We start from the raw sequence: 22,719 nt of genomic DNA, 5'->3' as shown, positions 1-22,719 counted from the left end.
GACGTTCCCTTCGTCGGTTGACGATCAAGAGCCTGCCGACCGGTCGCGCATGCTGTCCAAGACAGCAATGCGCGTATCAATGCTGTTTCGGCATAGAGTGGGATCGTGGATATCGTCGCGGCCTGCAAGGCCTTCGTGGCCGTCAGCGGGTACGGCAGCTTCACGGTCGGGGCCGCCGCGGCCCGGATCCCGCAGTCGGTCGCCAGCCGGCGCGTGGCTGCGTTGGAGGAGCACTTCGGCGCCCGGCTGTTCGACCGGTCTTCGCGGAACGTCACGCTGACGTCGTTCGGCCGGGAGATGCTGCCGTCGGCCAGGCGCCTGGTGGAGCTCGCCGAGACCATGGAGCACGACGCCGAACGCGCCAAGCTCCGGCCCTTCCGGATGGGCGTGCCCGCGGTCTGCGGCCCGCGCCCGCTGGCCCGGCTCGTCGCCGACGGGCGGCGGCACGGCCTGACCCTCGACCTGCACCCGGCCGGTCCCGGCGAGCGCGCGGAGCTGGTCCGCACCCTGGAGGTGCGTGCCGCGCTCGCCGCCGTGCCGCCCGGTGAGGGGACCTGGCAGGTGCCGTTGGGGCTCGCCGGCCACGACGAGCCGCGTGCGGCGAAGACCTACGTGGAGACTCTGCGGCCGAGCCGTGCCGAACGGGACGCCCGCCGGCGTCGCGTCTGGCTCCAGCCGGAGGACGACGTGCCCCACATCCGTGACCAGGTCACCCGGCTGCGCGACGCGGCCGGGCTGCGCCCCTCCCAGGTGGCCGTGGCCGCCTCGCTCGTCGCCGCCTCGGCCGAGGTGCTCGGCTCGACCGACCTGCTGCTCTGCTCGCGGAGCCAGGCCGGCGAACTGGGCCTGCACTGGCGGCCGATCGGGGAGCTGGAGCTGGCCCGCGGGTACGACGTCGTGGCCGGGCTGCGCGAGGACGCCCAGCGGATCCGGGCTCTGTTGACCGCCGCGATCGGCCGCTGCCTGCAGGAGGAGCGATGACCAGGATCCTGAGGGAGCTGCGGGAGGCGTTGGACGACGGCGGCCTGCGCGGCTCGTTCCTCGTGCGCGACCTCGACACCGGCGACGAACTCGGGCTCGACCCGGACCTCGAGTTCCCGATCGCGTCGCTGGTCAAGGTCCCGCTCGCCATCGCCACGCTGGAGCGCGTCGCGCGGGGCGAACTCGACCCGGCCACCCCGATCGTGGTGGAGCCCGGCCGCATCGCCACGCCGGGCCCGACCGGCCTGAGCAGGTTCCGGCACCCGGCCACGATCGCGCTCGACGACCTGCTCTACCTCAGCATCGCGATCAGCGACGGCACCGCGACCGACGCCCTGTTCGCCCTCACCCCGCCCACCGACGTCGCCGCGGAGATGCGCCGGCTCGGCCACGACGGCATCGCGGTCCGCCACCTCACCGAGGACCTCGTCCAGACGCCGGCCGAGCGGTTCGAACCGGAGGAAGTGCACCTCGCCCACGCCCTCGCCATCACGGCGGTGACGGCGGGCCGCGGGCACCTGGTCGCCCAGCTCGACGTGAGCCGCGCGAACACCGGCACCGCTCGGGCCTTCGTGGACCTCGTGCAGGGCGTGTGGCGGCCGACGACGATCACGCCATCGGTGGCGGCACGGGTCCGCGAACTGATGGGCGCCAACGTGCTGCGGCAGCGGCTGGCCCCCGACTTCGCCTCCGACGCGTCGAGGTGGTCGTCGAAGACCGGCACCCTGCTCAACCTCCGGCACGAGGTCGGGGTCGTCGAGCACGCCGACGGTCAGACGTTCGCCGTCGCCGCCCTCACCGAGTCCCGGGTGCCGGCCGTGGCGCAACCCGGCGCGGAAGCACTGATGGCGCAGGTCGCCCGAAGCCTGCGCGACGAGCTGCGGACGTTCTGAACCACCGGGAGAGGTGGGTCATCACGACGAGTCAGGTGCGCCGGCTGGTCACTGAGTGATGTGCCCTGGGTTCGGTGGGGTCGGGTTCGTGGTTGTAAAGGCCTGAGTCGATCGTCGGCCTCCGACGTCCGGATCATCGTCTACCTCGCCGACCCGGGCACCCCGTCGGCCGACGCCCTCGACCTGCTCCGCAGCTGGGTCGCGACCACAAGCACGGTCCTGTGAAGGCGAGCACTCCGCGTTCGGCCCTCCCGCACGGAGGCAGGCCGTGCCCACGCTGGGGCAGCCCTGGAGAGGTAGCCTCAACTCCGCGCACTCGACGTGGGAGAAGTCGACCGGTCGCGTGATTGCCTCTGACGACCCGGCTCGATCAGGTGTCGGTGTGTTGGCTCGATTCCCGACCGGCGTCCAGGGCCTCCTCGCAGAACGAACGCAGTGCTTGCGGTGGATACCCGGCGATGAGGGCCTGTCGCATCAGCCGGGCGAGGCTGTGGTCGGGCAGCGCCGCCTGCGCGACGGCGGAGGGCGGTGACGCGCAGCGGACGATGGCGCGGGTCTGGCACGTCACCCTCGACCGCCTGACCGACACCCCCGCCGTGGGGCGGATGCTGCGGCAGTTGGCGTGGTACGCACCCGACGGCATCCCCCGCGCCCTGCTGGGCGGGAGTGGGGCGGTCGGGGAACCGGAACTGTCCGAGGCACTGGGCCGCCTGGCCGCCTACAACATGATCACCCTCACCATGGACGCCGTGGCCGTGCACCGCCTGGTCCAGGCGGTCACCCGCACCCCCCGACCCGACCGACCCCCACCGACAGCCCCGCCGACATCGCCACCGCCCGCGACACCGCCACGACCACCCTGGTGAACGCCCTCGCCGAACACCACCCGCACGATCCCGTCGCCTGGCCTGCCTATCGGATGATCCTTCCCCACGCACTGACCCTGCTCGACCACGCCCCACCCGACACCGACACCACCCGGACCAGCCGACTTCTCAACGATCTGGGCCACTACCTCAAAGGCCAGGGCGACCTCGGCACCGCCATCGCCTACTACGCCCGCGCCACCGACAGCCACCACCGCCTCAGCGGCCCCGACCACCCGGACACACTGTCCTTGCGGAGCAATCTGGCCGGTGCCTATGAGTCGGCGGGTGATCTGGGGCGGGCGATCCCGCTGTTCGAGGCGACGTTGGCCGATGCCGAGCGGGTGTTGGGTTCCGACCACCCCACAACCAGAACGATCCGGTCAAATCTGGACAAGGCGAGATCGACCTGAAGCCGTTCCTGTTCGGTCGTCGCGGGACCGGCCAGCAGTAGCGTCGAACGTCCGCACGTCCGCACGTCGGCATGTGAGGGCGTCGACAACGCTCGATCAGCGGCTACATGAGCGGACACTGCCGCAGTGCTAGCGTGCACGCGTGGAGATCGTCGACGGCCCAAGGATCGTGTCGAAACCCGCGAGCCACTACGTGGGTATCCGTGTCGTCACACCGTTTCGAGGCATGTTCGCCGTCCGCGACAAGCTGATGAACGAACTCTACGCCTGGCTCGACCGGCGGAGCGTGCCCGACATCGGTCCCACCTTCTTCCGGCTGCACGTGATCGACATGGACGGCCCGATGGACGTCGAGGTCGGTGTCGTCACCCAAGAGGCGCTCGAGGGCGACGATCGTGTCCGCGCGGGCGTCCTGCCGGCGGGCCGGTACGCCGGCCTCACCTACGTCAACCATGCACGTCGTGCGAACCGCACACTGCTCGAATGGGTGCGGGACAACGGCATCACGTTCGACAGGTGGGACGGGGCCGCCGGTGACCACTTCGCGTGCCGGTACGAGGCCTACCTCACCGACCCGCGATCCGAGCGCATGAAGACCAAGTGGCGCGTCGAGCTCAACATCCTCCTCGCCGACGACAGCGCCTGAGCAGCCTGCCACCCTTCTCTCGGCTACTGAGCGGACGCTGCAGCCGGAGAACCCAGGCTGGCTTGAGCGCCAAACTGGCGGGCTATCGCGCTCAACTGGCCAACTGAAAACGCTCAGTGTGCGACACGAAGTCGCACCACGTAAGTAAGGACAGCCATGTGAAGGAGGTATCGATCGGCTGAATTTCGGGTCAGTGTCCAAGGCCCGGAGCACCCGCTGCGCCTCCTCGGGATCGGCGGGGCGAAACCGACAACCAGGCCCGCGAGTTGTATCGAGCTGTAAACGAGCCGGTGGACGGCCAGGCCACCGCGGAGGTGGAAGACGCCACCCAGCGCCGTGAGCGCGTCGCCGACGCTACGACATGCTTTGTCGTCGACGCGCGGCGACGCCGTGACGCATCGCGGCAGGGTAGGACAGCACGGCGAGGCTCCCGGTCAGGGCATCGGATCTTGGTCGACTGCTGTCTTGCCGGGAGCCTCGTCCCTCCCGCATCCAGCCGTTCAGCCTGCGCCGTGACCTGCACCATCACGATGAAAAGGCCAATGATCACCGCCAACCACTCTGCCAAGAGGCGCAGTTCATGAGATGCGAATACCTGCCGGCAGTCGATGTGGCAGAATCGTGCGACTGGGTGACCTTCGGGTTGATCATCAGGCGTTAAACTGGAGGATGTGCAATGGCCGACGACTCGCCTGGTCCGCAAAGCGGTTTAAGTAGCAAGGTTCTGGGTGTCTTGGCCATTGTCGCCGACATGGCTGCGGTTGTCGCATGGATCGGCAGCCCTGGGCCGCTGTTTGCGGCCGTCGCAGGATCATTACTGTTGCTGACAGGTCTACTGCTATTTCTGCAGATGGCAAGGAATCTGCCTAAGTTTCGCGTCGCGGCGGCCCTCGGTCTCATAGTTGCCGGTTCGATTACAATAACGGTAGTGGTCGATCACAGTCTCACCGGTGCGGTCGTCGAGGCAACTGGCCGTTCGCCTTCCAGTCAGGTCGGGTTAAAAACCGGAAGCGAGACCGTCGATTCGGACGTTTCGAGTCAGGCAAGAGATCCCCGGGCGTCCCCGACGGGAGCGACCGTCGTTTCAAGTCCGACCGGCCCGGTCGAAGGTGTACCCCTCTCGTCGATCCCAATTGCCCCTAACTCTCAAAGAAATTTTGAGGGCGGATCGCTCAGAGTGGGCGCAGTGGACCACGATAACGTCCTTCTCATGGGTAAAAGTACTTCATGTGTCTTTGGTCCGGTTATTTTGCAGGCCGATCGGCGGTACGCATCGCTGAAGATGTCGGTTGGTGTGAGCGACGACTACGACCCGGCGATCGCGACGGAATTCCAGGTAAAAGCCGATGGTGTCGTCAAGGGTGGAGTTACCGTTCGGGTCGGAAAGGTCGAACCGGTCGAAGTGGATGTTTCAGGAGCCCTTCGGATCGAACTGGAGGCCGATTCCAATCAATGTGACACCCAACTGGGGTTGATCGACGCGGTGGCCGTACCGGCATTGTGACTCTTTGTGTACGTCTTCGTTCGGGAATCGTCATTCGTGACGACTCGATTCTTTGGGCACCGTGCAGCTTCCGACCGCCTGCCGCCATGGCAGCCATGGGCACGTCTTCGATGTGCTTGCCGGCCTTGCCGCGTTCGGGCTTGTCGGGGCGGATGAGGTCGGGTTCGCCGGGTGGGTGGCGGACCTCGACGGAGTCGAAGCACCACTCGGCGACGGGGTTGCCGTGGTGGAACCGGCCGCGTGACTCGGTCAGGGCCATGAGTGCGGTCATCCCGGCCTGTCATGCCCTTTTGTAGGTCTGCGCCACGAGGAACATCGGCATTCCAGCCCTCTTCTCCAGGTGTTGGAGTAGTGGCTCACCGCTCCACTCGTCGTAGGAGATGTCCGCGCCCCGCAACAGGCCGGTGTCGGCGGTGATGTCCATTCGGTTCGCTGTCCGAGCGATCAACGGGGCGGGTTCGGAGCAGCCGGTCAAGCGGCGTCGAGACGGCAACCCCGAAGGTCCGCCGGCGGGGCCCGCAGAGCGATCTGCCTACAGGCAAATGATCACTTTCGTTTCAATATCAGAATGCGGACCATGACCGCGGCCGCTCAATCTTGCCCAGCAGGCAGGCCACTCGATGCCGAGCCTCCTCCGCCGCAGTGGGACTGATGCGGGCTTTGTCGAGGACGAAGGCGGCCCAGCGCAGCTCCCTGACTGTCGCCAGTGTGCGGTAGCCGGACCATGTCGTAGCCGCCGTAGGCGTCCACGAAAGCGTGGTAGTCCGACTGTGTGATCCGGGCGAAGTCGGTGTAGTCAGCTGCCAGCGAAACCAAGTCCCATTGGGGAGGGCCGATACCCATGTGATCGAGGTCCAACAACACCGGGGTGCCTCGGGAGGGAACTACGACGTTGCCCTGCCAGGCGTCGCCGTGGATGAGACACAGAGGTAGCTGAGGAAGGAGGGCCTGGTATTCCGTGTGCAGTTGTTCTGCAAGGTGTCGAAGCCAGGTTCGTTCCGTCTCCGACAGCACCGTTCCCCTGGCGATGGCATCGCTCAGGCCGTCGAATGGGTCGACGATGGGAAAGGAATGAGAGTCCGGTACGGCCAATGCGTGGAGCCGTCTCAGTGTCGCGCCCAGCTCGGCGGGGTCGGCGTGCCGATGCTCGGGCAATCGGGCCCACCACGTGACAGGTCGATCGTCGATGATCGTTGGTTGTTCGACATGGTCCAGTGCGCGTACAACGGGAATGCTGGCATCGGCCAACCACTGTGAAGCCATGATCTGACGCGCGGCGATTCCGCCGGACCCGGGAGGGCCGACACGGGCAACCACCTCGCCGGGCAGTCGGTAGATGGCATTCGTTCCATCACGGATCAGTTCGGCTCCCGTGGTCGCCACGCCTGCTTTCATGCCTGCTGCGTCAAGCACATCGCGTGGACGCGCTTGCGGGGCGACGGCACCGGCATGTGCGTCAGACATTGTTGATGACGGACCTCAGGGAGTGCGACAGGTCGCCCACCGGCAGCCCGTACACCCAGCTCTGCGGGCAGTCCGCGCAGGGCCGCCAAGCCGCCGTCCTCGCCCTTGAACGGGCCGCGACCGTGTTCCGAGAGTGTCGTGACCCGTCTCGGCCGCATCTCGACAGGTACGCGGCATCGCGCCCCTGATCTTGCCCGCCTCCACCGCTACGACGCGGTCTTCGTGCTGGACCCGCTGGACACCTTCGAGGACCCCGACGACATCGTGTGGGCCAAGGACCGCGAGGTCCGCCGGGTGCACGAGCTGATCGTGCAGGGCTACTACGACGCCGGCTACGAGCCGGTGTTCGTCGCCCCGGACTCCGCCACGGCGCGGCTGGACTTCATCTGCGCCAACCTGTGCCTGCCCAAACCCAGCAGAGGAGCGTGATCACCCGCGTCGCGCAACGGGAAACCGTCGTTACTGCTGTCGCCCAACAGCATCCTGGCCAACGCGCTGCTGCGCTCGATCGACATCCTGCGGCCGCGCGTGCTGGGCGCCCGGCCGGAGCGGATCGAGTTCGTGGTCGGCACCCAGATCAACGGCGCCCCGCACCTGGGCACGAACCTGGTGCAGACCGCGGCGTTCCTGCTCGCGAAGATCGCGCGGCGGGAGAGTTCTCCATCGACACAGCGGTGCGGTTCGGCGCGCTGGACAACGCCCCGTACGAGGTGGTGCTGGACCCGGAGACCCACACCGCCTACCAGCAGACCTACTACCACGCGCTGGGCAAGGACCAGGTCGACGAGCTGATCGACCGCTACTACCGGGCGTTCTTCCGTTCGCTGTCGGAGGCCACCGACACCGACTACGCGGTGGAGACCTACACCGACCAACAGGCCACACCGGGCTTCCGGGCGGAATTCCTGCGCACCCTGACTCGACCTCGCCACCCTGTACCGCAACCTGGTCAAGGAACGCGCGTTCGGCCGCGACCCCGACGTGCTGCACGTGATGCTCAAGGATGGCGACTGGGTGTTCGGCTGCCAACTGGTCGACGGCGCCCTCGGCGCGCTGGACACCCCGCCGGGGCACATGCCGGTGCGGATCTTCACACCCCAGGTGCTCGCCCCGACCGGGGCCGAGCTGTCCAAGTCCCTGCTGCGTGAACAGGGCAGAGACGCAGTGCCCGCCGACGTCGAGCCGTGGATGCTGGACACCACCGCCTGGCCCGGCAGCGTCGACGCCTACGTCGACGCCCTCGTGTGGCTGGTCGGCGAGCTGCTGACCGACCCCAAGCACTTCTTCCGCTCGTTCACCGTCAAGGAACTCGGCCGACTCATGACCTCACGCCCCACCGAACCCGCCGTCCGCGCACACGAGATGGGCATCTACAAGCGCTACTTCGACCTGATCGCCACCGGCCGCAAGACCACCGAGATCCGGGTCAACGACTCCAGCCGCCGCAAGATCCGCAAGGGGTCGTTGATCCGGTTCCGTTGCCAGGGCGACTCGGTCCTGACCCGCGTCACCCGCGTGGCCCGCTACACCGGCTTCGAAGAGATGTTCGACCACGAGCAGGTCTCCTCGGTCAACCCCACCGCGACCCGCGAGGAGCAGTTGGCCAACATCCGCCAGATCTACCCGCCTGAACGCGAGGCCCTGGGCGTGGTCGCGATCGGCATCGAACGCCGGGCCTTCGTCATGTCCGGCCCTCCGGTGAGGCCATGAGTTGGTGACAACGACGGTCCCGACCGGGCTGGCCGACCTCTTCCCGACCACGGCGCTGTGCGCCGCGCAGTGTCGTGGTTCGGCGGCACCGCCGCGATGACCCGTCCGGGTCCGTTGTGGGCCACGGGCGTGCGCGCGCCCGCCGGGTCACGCAGACCGGCCGGGTGCCGCCGAACCAACGCCGGGCGCGTCCCGGTGATGCGGGCCTCCCACTCGCCCTGTCCGGAACCCGCCCCTTTCGGTGAGGCGCCCCCACAGCATCCCAGGCGCACCGCGACCCGCGCTCCCGTCCGCGTTCACCAAAACCGGTGAACCTGGCCGCGTCGGGTCCACTGTGGACCGGGGTGTGGTGGGACGGTCAGTCGTCACGGCCGGTGTGGTCGTGCCCGCACAACGCTCTACCTCAGCGTGAGTTGTTCGCCGTGGCTCTCCCGCCCGGGAAGTAGCCGGCCACCTTCCGGCAGGTGGTCGGAGGCTCGCAGGTCTTCACCCGTGACGGTGATCGACTGAGCCGGGGGTTGGGTGTGTGGCGTGTCCGGGTAACCGGCCCCGGGTCGTTGTTATCAGCCGAAGGGAGTATCGAAGTGGGACACGGTGACGAGCCTCAGCGTAGGACCGACCGCCTGGTGCTCGATCTTCACGAGCATCCGTATTCGATCGTCGAGGTACGCCACTGTGCCGCCGAGGCGTTGAGCGACCTGTCCGACGACGAGCTGTACGACGTGATGCTGGTCGCCACCGAATTGTTGACCAACGCCTACGACCACGGACAGCGCCCGTGTCAGATCCGGTTCCTGCGCTCGGAACAGCCGCCGTTCGTCCGGGTCGAGGTGGACGACACGTCCCCGGAACCGCCGATTTTGGGCCGGTCGACGGTGACCCGCCACCGCGGCCGGGGCCTGGTGATCGTCGACAGGGTCGCGAAGGCGTGGGGCGCCACCATGCGGAAGGTCGGCAAGACCGTGTGGGCCACGGTTCCCCGCGCCACGGCGTGAGCATCCGTCCGGAACCCGATCCCGACCCGGCCGCACGGCTCCTCGGCCCGGTTGATCGGATCGAGCTGATGGGGGTGAGTGAGGCGGTGATCCCGTCCTCGTCCTCGGTGCCGACCGGGGCGGTCGTGCCGAACCAGCGGCGGGCCGGGCGCCCGAGGACGGTGAGCACGGCCCAGGCGACCGGGTTGGGCGGGTACAGCTCGGACAGCGACGCGGCGGCGTCCTCGGAGGCGTCGACCACCTTGGCCCGGATCCCCTCCTCCAACGGCACCCCGTTGACCAGGCCCCGGTGCGGATCGACCGCGGCGGCCACGGCCGACCACAGCTCCTGCTGGTAGGGCGTGCCCCGTTCGTCGGGGACGATCGTGCCGGAGACGGTGCGCGGCACCAGCTCGCCGGTCGGCGGCAACAGCACGAACACCACCTCGTCCGGGCTTCGCGCCGGGGACGGGGACACGTGCGGGTCGGTCATCGGCGGTGTCCCCCGCGCGACGCCGCCCCGCTGATCACGGTCGGCGCTCGCGCACACATGCGGTAACGGTAGCCGGGGCCTCCGACCGGCAGGCGGACGTCGACACGCCGGTGGAGAAGATCGTGACGACCGAGTCCCTCACTCGGGCGACCCCTGCACCCCATGCGGCACAGGGTGAGGGGTGTGCGCGGCGCGAGTCACCGCCCCGGCGGTGGCGGCGGGTGGTGTTCTCGGCGACCCTCTCATGATCAAAATTAGCCTATACGGGTGTATACAATGGGCCGTCCGGGTCACTTCATGTCATGAGGAGGTGGAGCGGTGGGCACTGCGGTGACTTGTCCCCGATCGCGAAGGTGGCCGTGGTGGTGTCGGAGAACGGTCAGGATTTGCTGGACGGCTGGTTGCGGGCCAAGCAGCTCAACGGTGAGCGGAAGCGTTCGCGGGACCGCACGCCCACCCGGGGTTGCGGTTCGCGTTCTACGGGCGGATGTCGACCTCGGAGCATCAGGGCCGCCACATGTCGCGATTGTGGCAGCGGGAAATGTCCGAACTGCTGGTCGAGGGGGCACGCGGTGGTCGTGGCGGATCTTGGGACAACCTGAACGTTCACTCGACACACGAGCTGACCGAGTTCATCGCCGTAAACCGGGACTGGTTACGGGTGGTCCACCTGTCTTCCTGAGCTCCGGACCTGAACCCGGGCGAAGGGGTGTGGTCGCTGCTCAAGCGGCCACTGGCCGACTTCGCCGCGGCCGACCTCGACCACCTGACGCGCGTGGTGAAACGCAAACTCAAGAAGATCCAGTAGTACCGGCCCCACCTGCTCGACGGCTGCCTCATCCAGACCGGACTGACCTTCACGACATCATGAGTGCGTCAACTGCCATCATTCTTTTAACCTCTGTAGCTGTGACCGCGCTTCGGTGACGATTACGGCCAGTGTATCGGTGGTCCGTACTTCGTCGAGGCGATCCTTCACGCAACCATGGTCGGGATCAATCGAGTCGTCGGTTGATTTCTTGAGGGGCAGAGAGCGCGTATGGACATTCGGCAGCTGGAGTACTTCCTTGCGATTGTTGATCGTGGGGGGTTCAACCGTGCGTCCTCGGCCCTGTACGTGTCGCAGCCGTCGCTGTCGCAGGCCGTGCGGGCACTGGAGCGTGACCTCGGCTCCGAACTGTTCCATCGCATCGGGCGTAGGGCAGTGCTGACGGAGGCCGGAAGGGCCCTGATCGAGCCCGCCCGGGAGGCCGTGCGGAGTCTGGAGACGGCGCGGGCGAGTGTCGCGGCGGTGCATGAGCTGCGTGATGGGCGCCTCGATGTGGCATCCATGCCGTCGCAGGCGGTGGAGCCGCTGACGACCTTGGTGAGTGCCTTCAGCCACCGGTATCCCGGCGTCTCGGTGGTCATCAAGGCGGCGTTCACCTCGCGTGATGTGATCGACATGGTGCGCACGGGTGCCGTGGAGTTGGGGCTTCTGGCGTCCGCCGGTCCGGTCTCCGACAAGGAGGTGGCCTCACATGCGCTGGGGCGGCAGCGTTTTGTGCTGGCGGTGCCGGCCGAGGGCCCGTTCGCCGATCGGACGGAGGTGGAGTGCCGGGAGCTTGCGGGACAGCGGCTGATCGTCGGACAGTCGGGTACCGGGATGCGCGCCTACGTCGACGCGCTGCGGGACCAGGGCATCGAGTTCACCATCGCCGCCGAGACCGAGCACCGCGTGTCGCTCATGCCCCTGGTCCTGGCCGGGGTCGGGCTCGCGGTGGTCACGGATGCGTGGCGGGACGTCGTCCGGCGACTGGGCGCCCGTGTCCTGGTCATCGAGCCGGAGGCCACCTTGGACATCGCCCTCGTCAGCCGCCGCGGCAGCCTGTCGCCCGCGGCCGCCGCGTTCGTCACAGCCGCAACCTCGGCCGCCGACAGCTGATAGGCACCGGTTATAAGGGTGATCCGCTTTGCGTCTTGGACGCCTCATGGACCGCCTTGCTGCAATCGTCGGCATGACGAACCACCGCATCGCCCTGATCCCAGGCGACGGCATCGGCACCGAGGTACTGCCCCCGGCACAGCAGGTCCTCGATGTTCTGAGCCGCCGCCACGGCTTCAGCCTGTCCTTCACGTCGTACGACTGGTCGTGCGAGCGGTACCTGCGGGAGGGCGCCATGATGCCCGCCGACGGGATCGACCAGCTGCGCGAGGCGGACGCGATCCTGCTGGGCGCGGTGGGATACCCGGGGGTGCCCGACCATGTTTCGCTGTGGGGGCTGCTGATCCCGATCCGGCGCAGCTTCCGCCAGTACGTCAACCTCCGGCCCATCCGCGTCTTCGAAGGCATCGACAGTCCGGTGCGCGGCGCACGGCCGGGCGAGGTCGATTTCGTCGTCGTGCGCGAGAACGTGGAAGGCGAGTACGGCGAGGTCGGCGGCCGGCTCAACAGGGGCTTCCCGGACGAGATCGCCGTGCAGGAGGCCGTGTTCACCCGGGCCGGCGTCACACGCGTGCTGGACTACGCCTTCACGCTCGCCTCCCAGCGGGGCGGCCGCCTGACCTCCGCGACCAAGTCGAACGGCATCATCCACACCATGCCGTTCTGGGACCAGCTCGTCACCGAGCGTGCCGCCTCGTTCCCGCAGGTCGACTGGGACCAGGAGCACATCGACGCGCTGGCCGCGAAGTTCGTCCTCGACCCCGCCCGCTTCGACGTGGTCGTCGCCTCGAACCTCTTCGGCGACATCCTCAGCGATCTCGCGGCCGCGGTCGCCGGCTCCATCGGCATCGCCCCGGCGGCCAACCTCAACCCCGAGCGGGACTTCCCCTCGATGTTCGAGCCGGTGCACGGCTCCGCGCCCGACATCGCGGGCCAGGGCATCGCCAACCCACTGGGCGCGATCTGGTCCGCGGCCCTGATGCTGGACCACCTCGGCCACCCCGAGGCCGCCCAGGACATCACGGACGCGATCGCCTCGGTCCTGGCCAAGACCGATATCCGCACCCGTGACCTGGGCGGAACCGCGACCACCACCGAGTTCACCGACAAACTGATCGAGCTTCTCTGAGCCATCTCCCCCTGCCTCAAGGTGGAATACAGCGGGGGTTGACCTGCAGGTTCCCGGGCCGAAAGTGAACGCCATCCCCAACGGGACCGGAAGGGTTCGCACGGTATCCCCACCGTGCTGGAGCCCAACCACCACCCAGACCACACCATCGAAAAGAGCGACCTCATGAGCATCCGGAAGCGCGTCGCCGTGATCGGTGCCGGCAGCATGGGCAGCCAGGCCATGTGGCGACTGGCCGCCCGCGGAGCCGAGGTCATCGGCTACGACCGGTACGCGCCGGGTCACGACCGCGGCGCGGCTGGGGGCGAGAGCCGCATCTTCCGAGCCGCCCACCTCGGCGAGCCCGGGTACATTCCGCTGCTGCGGCTCGCGGACGCGCTGTGGGAGCAACTCCAGGCGGAGACGGGCCGGTCGCTGCGACGCCGCAGCGGCAGCCTCGTGATGGGAGAGGCCGCCTCACCGGCCATGCGTCTCCTCCTCTCCACCAGCGCCGCCCATAGCCTGGATCACGAGGTACTGGACCGGGACGCCCTCGCCCGTCGCTACCCGCAGCACCGTCTCCCGGACGGACACACCGCCGTACTCGACCGGATGGGAGCCGTCATCAGGCCCGAGGCGTCGGTCCAGGCGGCCGCCACCCGCGCCGAACAGCTGGGCGCCCGGCTGCACCGCTACACCCCGGTGCGGGAGGTCGTCCCCGCGGCGGGAGGCGGCGTGCAGATCGTCACCGACCACGGCACGGACCACGTGGACGCCGCCGTGGTGACCGTGGGCCCTTGGATCAACACACTGCTCCCGGACCTCCCACGGACCGTCGACGTCCGCAGGGTGATCTGCTCCTGGCACCTGCCCACCCGCCACGACTGGTTCACGGGCGGAGCCCCTCCCTTCGTGCGCAGCACACCCCACGACTGCTTCGGGCTCCCGTCGCCCGACGGCATCTCCGTCAAGCTCGGTCTCTCCTTCGCACGCCATCTGCCGGTGCCCGATCCGGAACGGCTCGACCGGACGGTCCGCCCCGAAGAACTCGGCACGTTCCACGAGCTCATCCGTGAACTCATGCCCGACCTGAACCCCGACCCCATCAGGATGTCGGCCTACATGGAGGGCTACACGGAGTCCGGAAACCCGCTCGTCGGTCATCTCCCCGGCGAGGACGACATCATCGTCATGGCCGGATTCTCCGGCAGCGGCTTCAAGCTCTCGCCCGCGATGGGAGAGATCGCCGCCGACCTGGCACTCGACGGCAGCACTGATCACCCCATCGACTTCCTCGCTCCGGCAGGAGTCCGCGCCGTCTGACCCCGGCGACATCCACGGCATCACCTCACCTCGGCATCCCTGCCACAGGCATGCCCGAAAAACCGGCACCCGGCCGCAATCAGTCCCCCCGAAGCAAGAAATGGAGTACCACCATGCCCATTCCCTCGTTCCAGTTCCGCCCCAAGTACGTCTCGTTCGACTGCTACGGCACGTTGATCGAGTGGCCGATGACCCCCATCACGCGTGAACTCGTCGGCGACCAGATCCCGGCCGAGCACTGGGACCAGTTCGTCAAGGAGTTCCGCGGCTACCGCTACGACTCGGTCCTCGGCAAGTACTACCCCTACGAGCAGACGCTGCAGGACGCCTTCGAGGGGGTCTGCCGCAAGTGGGGCGTGAAGGCCGCCCCGGACGCGGGCAAGCGGTTCGCCGACGGCGTCCGCAGCTGGGGCCCGCACGCCGACGTGCCGGAACCGCTGAAGAAGATGGGCGAGAACTACAAGCTGGTGATCCTCTCCAACGCCGAGGACGCCTTCCTCGAGGAGAGTGTGCCCCGGCTCGGAGCGGACTTCCACGCGGTCTACACCGCGGAGCAGGCCGGCTACTACAAGCCCCGCTACGCCGCGTTCGAGTACATGCTCGACCAGCTCGACGCGTCCCCCGAGGACTTCGTGCACGTCTCCTCGCACACCCGCTACGACCTGATGCCGATGCACGACATGGGCTTCCGCAACCTCGTCCTCCTGGACCGCGGCTGCGACCCGGTCACCCACGGCTACGACTACGTGACGGTGAAGTCCCTGGACGAGCTCAACCGCATGCTCGGCATCTGACCCGCGACGCACACCGTCCCGCACGGACAGCCCCGAAGGACCTCCACGCCGAGCTGTCGGCGACGCCCGCGCAGAACTCGAAGTACCGGGCCGAGGGCGAAGTCATCGGCCGCATCGTCGACTCGGCCGACCGCCGCGAGCACGCGGCCCAGCTCCCACTGCCCCTCTTCCCACGTCCCCAGCCGCTCCCCTCATCTCGCGGCCGGCACCACCAGGAGGCACACGATGAAAGACGCCCGAATTGACCGCAGACTGTTCCTGCGAGGAATCGGAGGGGTCGCGGCGGGTGTAGCCGCCGCGACCGCCCTCGGCGCCTGCGGCACCGGCACCAGCCGTGTCTCGTCCAGCGGCGGGGGTGGCAAGACGGTGGTCGTCCGCGACAGCGGCGGTTCCTACGGTGCGGCCCTGCAGAAGGCGATCTACACGCCGTTCACCCAGGAGACCGGCATCAGCGTCAAGGTGCTCAACCTGGACAACGCCCCGCTGCTCGCCCAGATCAAGCAGGGCCGCCCGCAGTGCGACCTCATCAACGACTCGATGATGTCCCACGCCAAGTACGCGGGCCAGGACGCCCTGGAGAAGCTGGACCGCGACCGGATCACGAGCCTGAAGAGCGCGAAGATCCCCGACAACCAGATCACCGACCATGCCATCGGCCACAGCTTCTACGGCCAGTGCATCGCGTACCGCACCGACGCCTTCGGCGGCCGCAAGCCCGAGTCGTGGGCGGACTTCTGGGACACCAAGGCGTTCCAGGGCGGCCGTGCGATGTGCAGTCCGGACGGTGACCTGCCGGAGCTGGAGTTCGCGCTGCTGGCCGACGGTGTCCCGATGGACAAGCTGTACCCGCTGGATGTGGACCGTGCCTTCAAGGTGCTGACCCGGCTGCGGTCCGAGATCAAGAAGTTCTGGGACAGCGGCCCGCTCCCGGGTGTGCTGCTGAGCCGCCAGGAGGTGACGATGTCCACCGTCTGGGACGGCCGGATCGCCGATCTGCAGAAGCAGGGCGTCCCGGTCGCCAGGCAGCTCAACGGTATTCGCCGTCAGTTCTCGGGCTACGCCATCGCCAAGGACGCGGCCAACGTGGACGCCGCCTACCAGCTCATGGACTTCTCGTTGCGTGCCGAGGTCCAGGCCAACCTGGCAAAGGCCTTCCCGTCGAACCCGTCTTCCCCGGTGGCCTACGAGAAGCTCACCGAGGACGAGCGCAACGCACTGGCGGGTGCGCCGCAGTACTACGACAAGGGCTTCGACACCGACATCGACTGGTGGCTGAAGAACGAAGCCGCCGTCACCCAGCGCTGGTTGGAGTGGGCTCGTGGCTGAATTCGGTGTGATCACGCCGTCCGTCGCGGTGGTCGGCGGCAAGCCCGCCACCGCGACCGGCAAGGCGCTGTCGGTAGTGGCATTGCGCAAGACGTACGGGGACATCGTCGCCGTCGACGAGGCGTCCATGGAGATCGCGGCCGGGGAGTTCGTCACCTTCCTCGGCTCCTCCGGGTCGGGCAAGACCACGACCCTGATGATGATCGCCGGGTTCTGCGAACCCGACTCCGGCACCATCACCGTCGGAGGCCGCGACGTCACCAGGCTCGCCCCGCAGAAGCGGAACCTCGGTTTCGTCTTCCAGCAGTACCTGCTGTTCCCGCACATGACCGTGCACGACAACGTCGCCTTCCCGCTCACGCTGCGCGGCGTGCCGAAGGACGAGATCCGCAGGCGCGTCGGGGAGACGCTGGAGATCGCCGGCCTGTCCGGCTTCGGCGGCCGCAAGCCTCGCGAGCTGTCCGGCGGTCAGCAGCAGCGGGTGGCGCTGTGCCGGGCACTGGTCTACCGCCCGCCGGTCATCCTCATGGACGAGCCGCTCGGCGCCCTGGACAAGAAACTGCGCGACCAGCTACAGGTCGAGATCAAGACCATCCAGCAGGAGCTCGGCCTGACCGTCATCTACGTGACGCACGATCAGGAAGAAGCGCTGGTCATGTCGGATCGCATCGCGGTGATGCGCAACGGCCTGGTCGAGCAGTTCGACACCCCCCGGGAGCTGTTCGAGCGGCCGAAGACCCCCTTCGTCGCGGACTTCCTCGGCGCGGCCAACTTCCTGCCCGGCCGCATCGAGCAGCACACCGACGAGCACACCCTGGTCCGCCTCGACCGCAGTGGCGGACTGCTGAAGGCACGCCGCCACGACCTGGCCTCCGGCACCCCGGTCAAGGTCGCCGTCCAGCCGGGCCGACTGCGGGCCTGCGCCATCGACGACGGCTTCTGCAGCGGCACGGTGGAGACCGCCACCTACGTGGGCACCCTGGTCCGCGCCGGCGTGCGGATCGATGGCGGTGACGCGCCGCTGCTGCGCCTGGAAGTACCGGCCGGCCGAGGCCCCGTCGCCGGCGAGCGGGTCGGGATCACCGCCGACCCGGACGACGTCAACCTCTTCGCCGGCGAACAGGAAGGGTGAGCCATGGCCGCTCTCACCGCCGCCCCCGCCCGTCCGCGCAAGCTCCTGGCCTCGCGCAAGACCAGGGTCGGGATCCTCTACGCGCTGCCGGTCGTCGTCTACCTGCTGGTGCTGTTCGTCTACCCGATCATCAGCACGCTGTTCCTCAGTCTGAAGAACGCCGACGGGTCGCTGACGCTGCACTGGTACGTCGACGCGCTGACGGGCGTCAACCTCTCCGTTTTGATCACCACGCTGCGGATCTCCGCCGAGACGGCGCTGTTGAGCCTGGTCTTCGGGTTCATTCTGGCGAACGCGATCTCACGGCTCAGGCCCCTGTGGGCCGGACTGGCCATGCTGATCGTCGTCGTCCCGCACTTCATCAGTGCCCTGGTGCGCACCTACGGATGGATCATCCTGCTCGGCGACAAGGGCCTGGTGAACGAGACCCTGGCCTGGGCACCGGGGGCGCCGTACCACCTGCTCTACAACGAGCTGGGCGTGGTCATCGGTACCACCTCCATGATGCTGCCCTACACCGTGCTGCTGCTGTACGGCGTGATGCGCGGCGTGGACCGCGGACTGCTCGCGGCCGCGGCCAGCATGGGCGCGGGACGGGTGACGATCTTCCGTCGGGTCTACCTGCCGCTGGTCGCCCCCGGACTGGCCAGTGCCGGACTGCTCAGCTTCATCCTGTCGCTGGGCTACTACATCACCCCGGCCCTGATGGGCGGACCCAACCAGACAATGATCGCCACCCTCATCAACCAGCAGGTGACGAAAGAAAACCAGTGGAACGGGGCGGCCGCTCAGGGGGTCCTCCTGCTGCTGCTCACCCTCGCCGGACTGCTGCTGGTCAAGCTCATCAGCTCCCTCGGCGCCAGCGCGAAGAAAAGGAGCGCGTCATGATCGGGCTGCGCAAGACCGTCGCCGGGCGGATCGCCCTGACCGCGGTCGCCACCGTGATCCTGCTGTTCCTGGCCCTGCCGATCGTCGTCGTCCTCGTCACCTCCTTCAGCGACAACGCCTTCGCGGCGTTCCCCCCGGACACGTGGACGCTGAACTGGTACAAGGTGCTGTTCGCCGACGGCAGCAAGTGGCCGGCCGCGCTGTCACTGAGCGCCCTGATCGCCGCCCTGAGCACCGTGTTCTCGCTGATCATCGGTGTGACCGCGGCGACCGCCCTGACTCGCAGCGAACTGCCGCTGCGCTCCGCGGTTTACGCCCTGGTTCTCGGACCACTGGTCATCCCGAACATCGTCACCGCGCTGGGCCTGTTCCTGCTCTTCGAGCCCGCCACGATGCTCGGCAGCCCGCTCGCGATCGCCCTGGGACACACCGTGCTGGCCTCGCCGATCGCGGTGCTGATCCTGATCGCGACCCTGCGCGGGATCGACGAACGGCTGGAGGACGCCGCGGCCAGCATGGGCGCCGGCCGTCTGACGATCGCCCGGCGGATCACCTTCCCCCTCGCCGCGCCGGGAATGATCGCGGCGGCGATCTTCTCCTTCATCACCAGCTTGGACGAGTTCTACATCTCCCAGTTCCTCTCCTCGGTCGACACCGTCACACTGCCCGTGCAGGTCTACAACTCACTGACCTTCGAGATCGACCCCAGCGTGACCGCGGTCAGCGCGATCCTCATCGCCTTCGCGATCCTCGCCCTCGCCCTGGTGGCCCTGGTGCGCTGGCTCGGCTCCGGCCGGCAGGACTCCCTGCTCTCGGTCGAGACCGTGACCGCCACCGCCGCTCCCGGAGGGGAGGCCGCGTAACCGCCACCGCTCAGCTCAACGTCGCCACCGCTCAGCGGCACCTGCTGCCGCACATGACCGCCAACGGCTCGCTCGGCCCCGAGGGCGAGGACCTCCTCGTCGTCCGGCGAGGAGAGGGCCCGTACGTGGAGGACACCGACGGCAGGCGTTACATCGCCGGTCTGTCGGGCTGTATCCCGCGCCGACTCGTCGACCTGATCGCGCGTCGACTGCGCCAGGCCGGCCTCCTCGCCGCGTCCACAACCGTTCCGCGCCGCTGATCCAGATCGCACACCCGCTGATCAGCGACCGCAGCCCGGTCGGCGGGCCCCCGATGGTGCCCGGCCGCACGCCACTTCGAAACCCCGGCAGAGGACCCGAAATGAAGACGATTCCCTACTGGATTGAAACCGCTGGGGTGTTTCCCGACCGCTCCGGCAAGCCGCTGACCGAGGACACCGACCTCGTGGTCGTCGGCGGTGGCCTGACCGGTCTGTCCACCGCCCTCCACACCGCCCGCAAGGGCGCCCGCGTCACGCTCGTCGAGAAGGGCCAGATCGGCTCGGGTGCCTCCGCGCGCAACGGCGGCATGGCGAACCTGGGCTTCACCATCGGCATACGCCAGGCCATCCGCAGGTACGGACTCGAACGGGCCCGTGAGATCTACAACTCCTACGGCGAGGCCGTGGACACCGTCGAGCGGCTCGTGAAAGAGGAGTCCATCGACTGCCAGTTCCGGCGCGTCGGACGCCTGGGCGTTGCATCCCGCCCCGCCCACTTCGAGAGCAAGAAGGCCCAACAGCGCGACCTGGCCAAGCACTTCGGACACGAGACCACTCTGATCGGTAAGTCCGAGCTGCGTTCGGAGATCGGGTCCGACGCCTACCACGGCGGTCTGCTCGACCCGTTCAGCGCCGCACTGCACGTCGGCCGCTTCGTGCGCGGCATGGCCGAGGCGTGCGAGCGCACCGGTGTCGAGATCCACGAGCGCAACGCGGCCATCGGAGTGCGGCGTACCTCCGCCGGCCGTTACGAGGTCAGCACCGAGCGCGGTGTGATCCGCGCCGGGCAGGTCATGATGGCCACCGACGCCTACACCGACAAGAACTTCCCGTGGCTGCGCCGCCGGCAGGTCTGCTTGGGCAGCTTCATCATCGCGACCGAGCCGCTCGGCGAGGAGCTCGCCCGGGACATCATCCCGAAGGCCCGCCTCATCGTCGACTCCAACAAGGTCTGCCACTACTTCCGGCTCACCCCGGACAACCGACTGCTGTTCGGCGGCCGCGCCCGCTTCGCACCGTCCGACCCCACCTCGGACAAGAAGAGCGGACAGGTCCTGTCCCGTGAGATGTGCGAGATCTTCCCCCAACTCTCCCGGACGAAGGTCGAGTACGTGTGGGGCGGCTCCGTCGGTTTCGCCATGGACCGCATCGTGCACGCCGGGCAGACCGAGGACGGCGTCTATTACTCCATGGGATACGCGGGCCACGGCGTGCAGATGGCCACGCACATGGGGCAGGTCATGGCCGAGGTGGTGGACGGCCACCCCGAGGTCAGCCCGGTCCGCGACATCGCCCCACCCCGCATCCCCCTCTACAACGGCACGGCCTGGTTCCTGCCCTTCGCGGGCGCCTACTACAAGACGCTGGACCGCATCCGCTGACCGGTCGGCAGCCCCTCTGCACATACAAGGAGATATCCACGATGACCGTCGTCCGTGATGTTCCCAAGCAGCTGTTCATCGGCGGTGGCTGGCAGGACGCCGAGTCCGGCCGGACCCTGTCCGTCGACAACCCGGCCACCGGCGAGGAACTGTGCCAGGTCGCCGACGCCTCACCCGCCGACGGCCGGCGTGCCGTCGAGGCGGCGGTCGCCGCGCAGGCCGCCTGGGCCGCCACCGCGCCCCGGGTGCGCAGCGAGATCCTGCGCCGCGCCTACGACATCATCATCGCGCGCACCGAGGACCTCGCGCTGCTGATGACCGTGGAGATGGGCAAACCCCTGGCCGAGGCGCGTGCCGAAGTCGCCTACGCGGCGGAGTTCTTCCGCTGGTTCTCCGAGGAAGCCGTTCGTGTCGACGGCGGGTTGATGACCGCCCCCGACGGCAGGAACCGTCTGCTGGTCACCCGTCAGCCCGTCGGCCCCTGCCTTCTCATCACCCCCTGGAACTTCCCCTTGGCGATGGGTACTCGCAAGATCGGCCCCGCCATCGCCGCCGGCTGCACCATCGTCCTCAAACCCGCCCCCCAGACCCCCCTGTCCAGCCTCGCCCTGGCGCAGATCCTCGCCGAAGCGGGTCTGCCGGCCGGTGTGCTGAACATCGTCACCACCACCGACGCCGCCGGCGTCGTGGAACCCCTCCTGCGCGGCGGGCAGATCCGCAAGCTCTCCTTCACCGGCTCCACCCAGGTCGGCCGGATCCTGCTGGCCCAGTGCGCCGACACCGTCATCCGCACCTCCATGGAACTGGGCGGCAACGCCCCCCTCATCGTCTTCGACGACGCCGACCTCGACGTGGCCATCGAGGGCACCATGGTCGCCAAGATGCGCAACATGGGCGAGTCCTGCTGCGCAGCCAACCGCATCTTCGTCCACACCTCCGTCGCCGAGGAGTTCGCCGCCCGCCTGGCCGCCCGCATGGCCGCTCTGAAGGTCGGGCACGGTACCGAACCCGGCACCGATGTCGGCCCCCTCATCGACATCGCCGGCCGCAGCAAGGCCCACGACCTGGTGCGGGACGCCGTCAAGCGCGGCGCCACCGTCCTCACCGGCGGTGAACTCCCCGAAGGGCCGGGCTGCTTCTACCCGCCCACCGTCCTCACCGGCATCGCCCCCGAGTCGGCGATCATCGACACCGAGATCTTCGGCCCCGTCGCCGCGATCCGCACCTTCGAGACCGAGGACGAGGTCGTCGCCGCCGCCAACGACACCGAATTCGGCCTGGCCGCCTACGTGTTCACCCAGAACCTCGATCGCGCCCTGTGCGTCGCCGAACGCCTCGAAAGCGGCATGATCGGCCTCAACACCGGACTGGTCTCCAACCCCGCCGCGCCCTTCGGTGGCGTCAAGCAGTCCGGCCTGGGCCGCGAAGGCGGACGCGTCGGCATCGACGAGTTCCTGGAGTACAAGTACATAGCCGTCCCCGTCGGAGCCTGACATGCGCGACCGACTCGTCGTCCTCTACCGGGGCAACCGGCCACCCGCCACCACACTCGTCGAACGCCTCTCGGACACCGTCTACGCCGCCCTCCTGCCTGGGTGACCATCACTCCGGCCATCCGCAAGGCCTGGCCCGACAGCCACGCCAAGGGCTTCCCCGGCACCTGGGAGCACCAGCAGCGCCGCGAGTGGCATCCGCGCCCCACAGCGACGGCATCACCGCTGGCCGAATTCGGCAGCAGACTCGCCGGACTTCACGAGTAAAGGAAAGAAACTGCT

General features: G+C 68.2%; 26 protein-coding genes and 1 pseudogene. 25 read left to right on the top strand and 2 right to left on the bottom strand.

Going from position 1 to position 22,719, the window contains the following annotated elements; translation table 11 throughout:
* The first annotated feature begins 105 nt into the window (after positions 1-105).
* From ALI22I_RS08920 to ALI22I_RS08890, 7 genes are all read left to right on the top strand, one after another.
* Positions 106-981 carry a LysR family transcriptional regulator gene (locus ALI22I_RS08920; RefSeq protein ID WP_077004985.1) on the top strand — a complete coding sequence of 292 codons (876 nt, stop codon included), beginning with the start codon at positions 106-108 and terminating at the stop codon, positions 979-981.
* Positions 978-1,874 (top strand): serine hydrolase, encoded by an 897-nt coding sequence (locus ALI22I_RS08915; RefSeq protein ID WP_077004984.1) that lies wholly within the window; start codon positions 978-980, stop codon positions 1,872-1,874. The genes ALI22I_RS08920 and ALI22I_RS08915 overlap by 4 nt, the downstream gene beginning before the upstream one ends.
* 458 nt (positions 1,875-2,332) lie before the next feature.
* Positions 2,333-2,740, top strand: coding sequence for a hypothetical protein (locus tag ALI22I_RS08905; protein ID WP_143532080.1), 408 nt, complete (start codon positions 2,333-2,335; stop codon positions 2,738-2,740).
* Complete coding sequence (locus ALI22I_RS08900; protein WP_077004981.1) at positions 2,737-3,153, top strand: tetratricopeptide repeat protein; 417 nt, start codon at positions 2,737-2,739, stop codon at positions 3,151-3,153. The genes ALI22I_RS08905 and ALI22I_RS08900 overlap by 4 nt, the downstream gene beginning before the upstream one ends.
* Positions 3,154-3,295: 142 nt before the next feature.
* A complete protein-coding gene (locus tag ALI22I_RS08895; protein ID WP_083751572.1) occupies positions 3,296-3,799 on the top strand; it encodes a GyrI-like domain-containing protein in 504 nt (167 codons plus the stop codon).
* 676 nt (positions 3,800-4,475) lie between these two features.
* Entirely contained in the window at positions 4,476-5,303 is an 828-nt protein-coding gene (locus tag ALI22I_RS48945) for a hypothetical protein (protein WP_143532079.1), read from the top strand.
* A 61-nt stretch (positions 5,304-5,364) separates the two neighbouring features.
* Positions 5,365-5,547, top strand: a complete 183-nt coding sequence (locus ALI22I_RS08890) for a hypothetical protein (protein ID WP_143532078.1) — start codon at positions 5,365-5,367, stop codon at positions 5,545-5,547.
* A 36-nt stretch (positions 5,548-5,583) separates the two neighbouring features.
* On the opposite strand, the gene ALI22I_RS50600 is transcribed toward ALI22I_RS08890, so the two are convergent.
* Both ALI22I_RS50600 and ALI22I_RS08885 read right to left on the bottom strand, forming a co-directional pair.
* Positions 5,584-5,727, bottom strand: coding sequence for a hypothetical protein (locus tag ALI22I_RS50600; protein WP_179118163.1), 144 nt, complete (start codon positions 5,725-5,727; stop codon positions 5,584-5,586).
* A gap of 167 nt (positions 5,728-5,894) precedes the next feature.
* Complete coding sequence (locus ALI22I_RS08885) at positions 5,895-6,698, bottom strand: phosphotransferase enzyme family protein (RefSeq protein WP_238598224.1); 804 nt, start codon at positions 6,696-6,698, stop codon at positions 5,895-5,897.
* Between the two features lie 207 nt (positions 6,699-6,905).
* Between ALI22I_RS08885 and ALI22I_RS08875 the strand changes: the two genes are divergently transcribed.
* The 18 genes and pseudogenes from ALI22I_RS08875 (at position 6,906) to ALI22I_RS52295 (ending at position 22,704) form a co-directional block, all read left to right on the top strand.
* Positions 6,906-7,196: a hypothetical protein gene (locus tag ALI22I_RS08875; protein ID WP_143532077.1), complete on the top strand. Its 291-nt coding sequence runs from the start codon at positions 6,906-6,908 to the stop codon at positions 7,194-7,196.
* A gap of 564 nt (positions 7,197-7,760) precedes the next feature.
* Entirely contained in the window at positions 7,761-8,477 is a 717-nt protein-coding gene (locus ALI22I_RS53360) for an ASCH domain-containing protein (protein ID WP_238598231.1), read from the top strand.
* Between the two features lie 626 nt (positions 8,478-9,103).
* On the top strand, positions 9,104-9,472 hold the full coding sequence (locus ALI22I_RS08865) for an ATP-binding protein (protein WP_238598223.1): 369 nt from the start codon (positions 9,104-9,106) through the stop codon (positions 9,470-9,472).
* A complete protein-coding gene (locus ALI22I_RS08860; protein WP_143532076.1) occupies positions 9,469-9,810 on the top strand; it encodes a hypothetical protein in 342 nt (113 codons plus the stop codon). The genes ALI22I_RS08865 and ALI22I_RS08860 overlap by 4 nt, the downstream gene beginning before the upstream one ends.
* Before the next feature lie 3 nt (positions 9,811-9,813).
* On the top strand, positions 9,814-9,978 hold the full coding sequence (locus ALI22I_RS50590) for a hypothetical protein (protein ID WP_179118162.1): 165 nt from the start codon (positions 9,814-9,816) through the stop codon (positions 9,976-9,978).
* 555 nt (positions 9,979-10,533) lie between these two features.
* Positions 10,534-10,815 (top strand): annotated as a pseudogene (locus tag ALI22I_RS55495) (transposase); the annotation flags it as partial.
* A gap of 168 nt (positions 10,816-10,983) precedes the next feature.
* The gene (locus ALI22I_RS08850) at positions 10,984-11,868 is read left to right on the top strand and encodes a LysR family transcriptional regulator (protein ID WP_077004975.1); all 885 of its coding nucleotides are present in this window, start codon (positions 10,984-10,986) and stop codon (positions 11,866-11,868) included.
* A 73-nt stretch (positions 11,869-11,941) separates the two neighbouring features.
* Positions 11,942-12,997 (top strand): tartrate dehydrogenase, encoded by a 1,056-nt coding sequence (locus tag ALI22I_RS08845; protein WP_077004974.1) that lies wholly within the window; start codon positions 11,942-11,944, stop codon positions 12,995-12,997.
* A 165-nt stretch (positions 12,998-13,162) separates the two neighbouring features.
* Positions 13,163-14,299, top strand: coding sequence for an N-methyl-L-tryptophan oxidase (gene solA / locus ALI22I_RS08840; protein ID WP_077005006.1), 1,137 nt, complete (start codon positions 13,163-13,165; stop codon positions 14,297-14,299).
* A 113-nt stretch (positions 14,300-14,412) separates the two neighbouring features.
* Positions 14,413-15,093, top strand: a complete 681-nt coding sequence (locus ALI22I_RS08835; protein WP_077004973.1) for a haloacid dehalogenase type II — start codon at positions 14,413-14,415, stop codon at positions 15,091-15,093.
* Positions 15,094-15,318: 225 nt separating this feature from the next.
* A complete protein-coding gene (locus ALI22I_RS08830; RefSeq protein WP_077004972.1) occupies positions 15,319-16,419 on the top strand; it encodes an ABC transporter substrate-binding protein in 1,101 nt (366 codons plus the stop codon).
* Complete coding sequence (locus ALI22I_RS08825) at positions 16,412-17,551, top strand: ABC transporter ATP-binding protein (protein ID WP_077004971.1); 1,140 nt, start codon at positions 16,412-16,414, stop codon at positions 17,549-17,551. The genes ALI22I_RS08830 and ALI22I_RS08825 overlap by 8 nt, the downstream gene beginning before the upstream one ends.
* 3 nt (positions 17,552-17,554) lie before the next feature.
* Positions 17,555-18,439 carry an ABC transporter permease gene (locus ALI22I_RS08820; protein WP_077004970.1) on the top strand — a complete coding sequence of 295 codons (885 nt, stop codon included), beginning with the start codon at positions 17,555-17,557 and terminating at the stop codon, positions 18,437-18,439.
* Positions 18,436-19,302 (top strand): ABC transporter permease, encoded by an 867-nt coding sequence (locus ALI22I_RS08815; RefSeq protein WP_077004969.1) that lies wholly within the window; start codon positions 18,436-18,438, stop codon positions 19,300-19,302. Before ALI22I_RS08820 ends, ALI22I_RS08815 begins: the two co-directional genes overlap by 4 nt.
* 53 nt (positions 19,303-19,355) lie before the next feature.
* Positions 19,356-19,562, top strand: coding sequence for a hypothetical protein (locus tag ALI22I_RS50585; protein WP_179118155.1), 207 nt, complete (start codon positions 19,356-19,358; stop codon positions 19,560-19,562).
* A gap of 101 nt (positions 19,563-19,663) precedes the next feature.
* Positions 19,664-20,944: an NAD(P)/FAD-dependent oxidoreductase gene (locus tag ALI22I_RS08810; protein ID WP_077004968.1), complete on the top strand. Its 1,281-nt coding sequence runs from the start codon at positions 19,664-19,666 to the stop codon at positions 20,942-20,944.
* A gap of 41 nt (positions 20,945-20,985) precedes the next feature.
* Entirely contained in the window at positions 20,986-22,437 is a 1,452-nt protein-coding gene (locus tag ALI22I_RS08805) for an NAD-dependent succinate-semialdehyde dehydrogenase (protein WP_077004967.1), read from the top strand.
* Between the two features lie 102 nt (positions 22,438-22,539).
* Complete coding sequence (locus ALI22I_RS52295; RefSeq protein ID WP_202970886.1) at positions 22,540-22,704, top strand: hypothetical protein; 165 nt, start codon at positions 22,540-22,542, stop codon at positions 22,702-22,704.
* The last annotated feature ends 15 nt before the right edge of the window (positions 22,705-22,719 follow it).

Source organism: Saccharothrix sp. ALI-22-I (genome assembly GCF_001984175.1).
Lineage (GTDB): Bacteria > Actinomycetota > Actinomycetes > Mycobacteriales > Pseudonocardiaceae > Actinosynnema.
The sequence above is the reverse complement of the archived record's forward strand: the minus strand, read 5'-3'. Positions and strand labels throughout refer to the sequence as shown.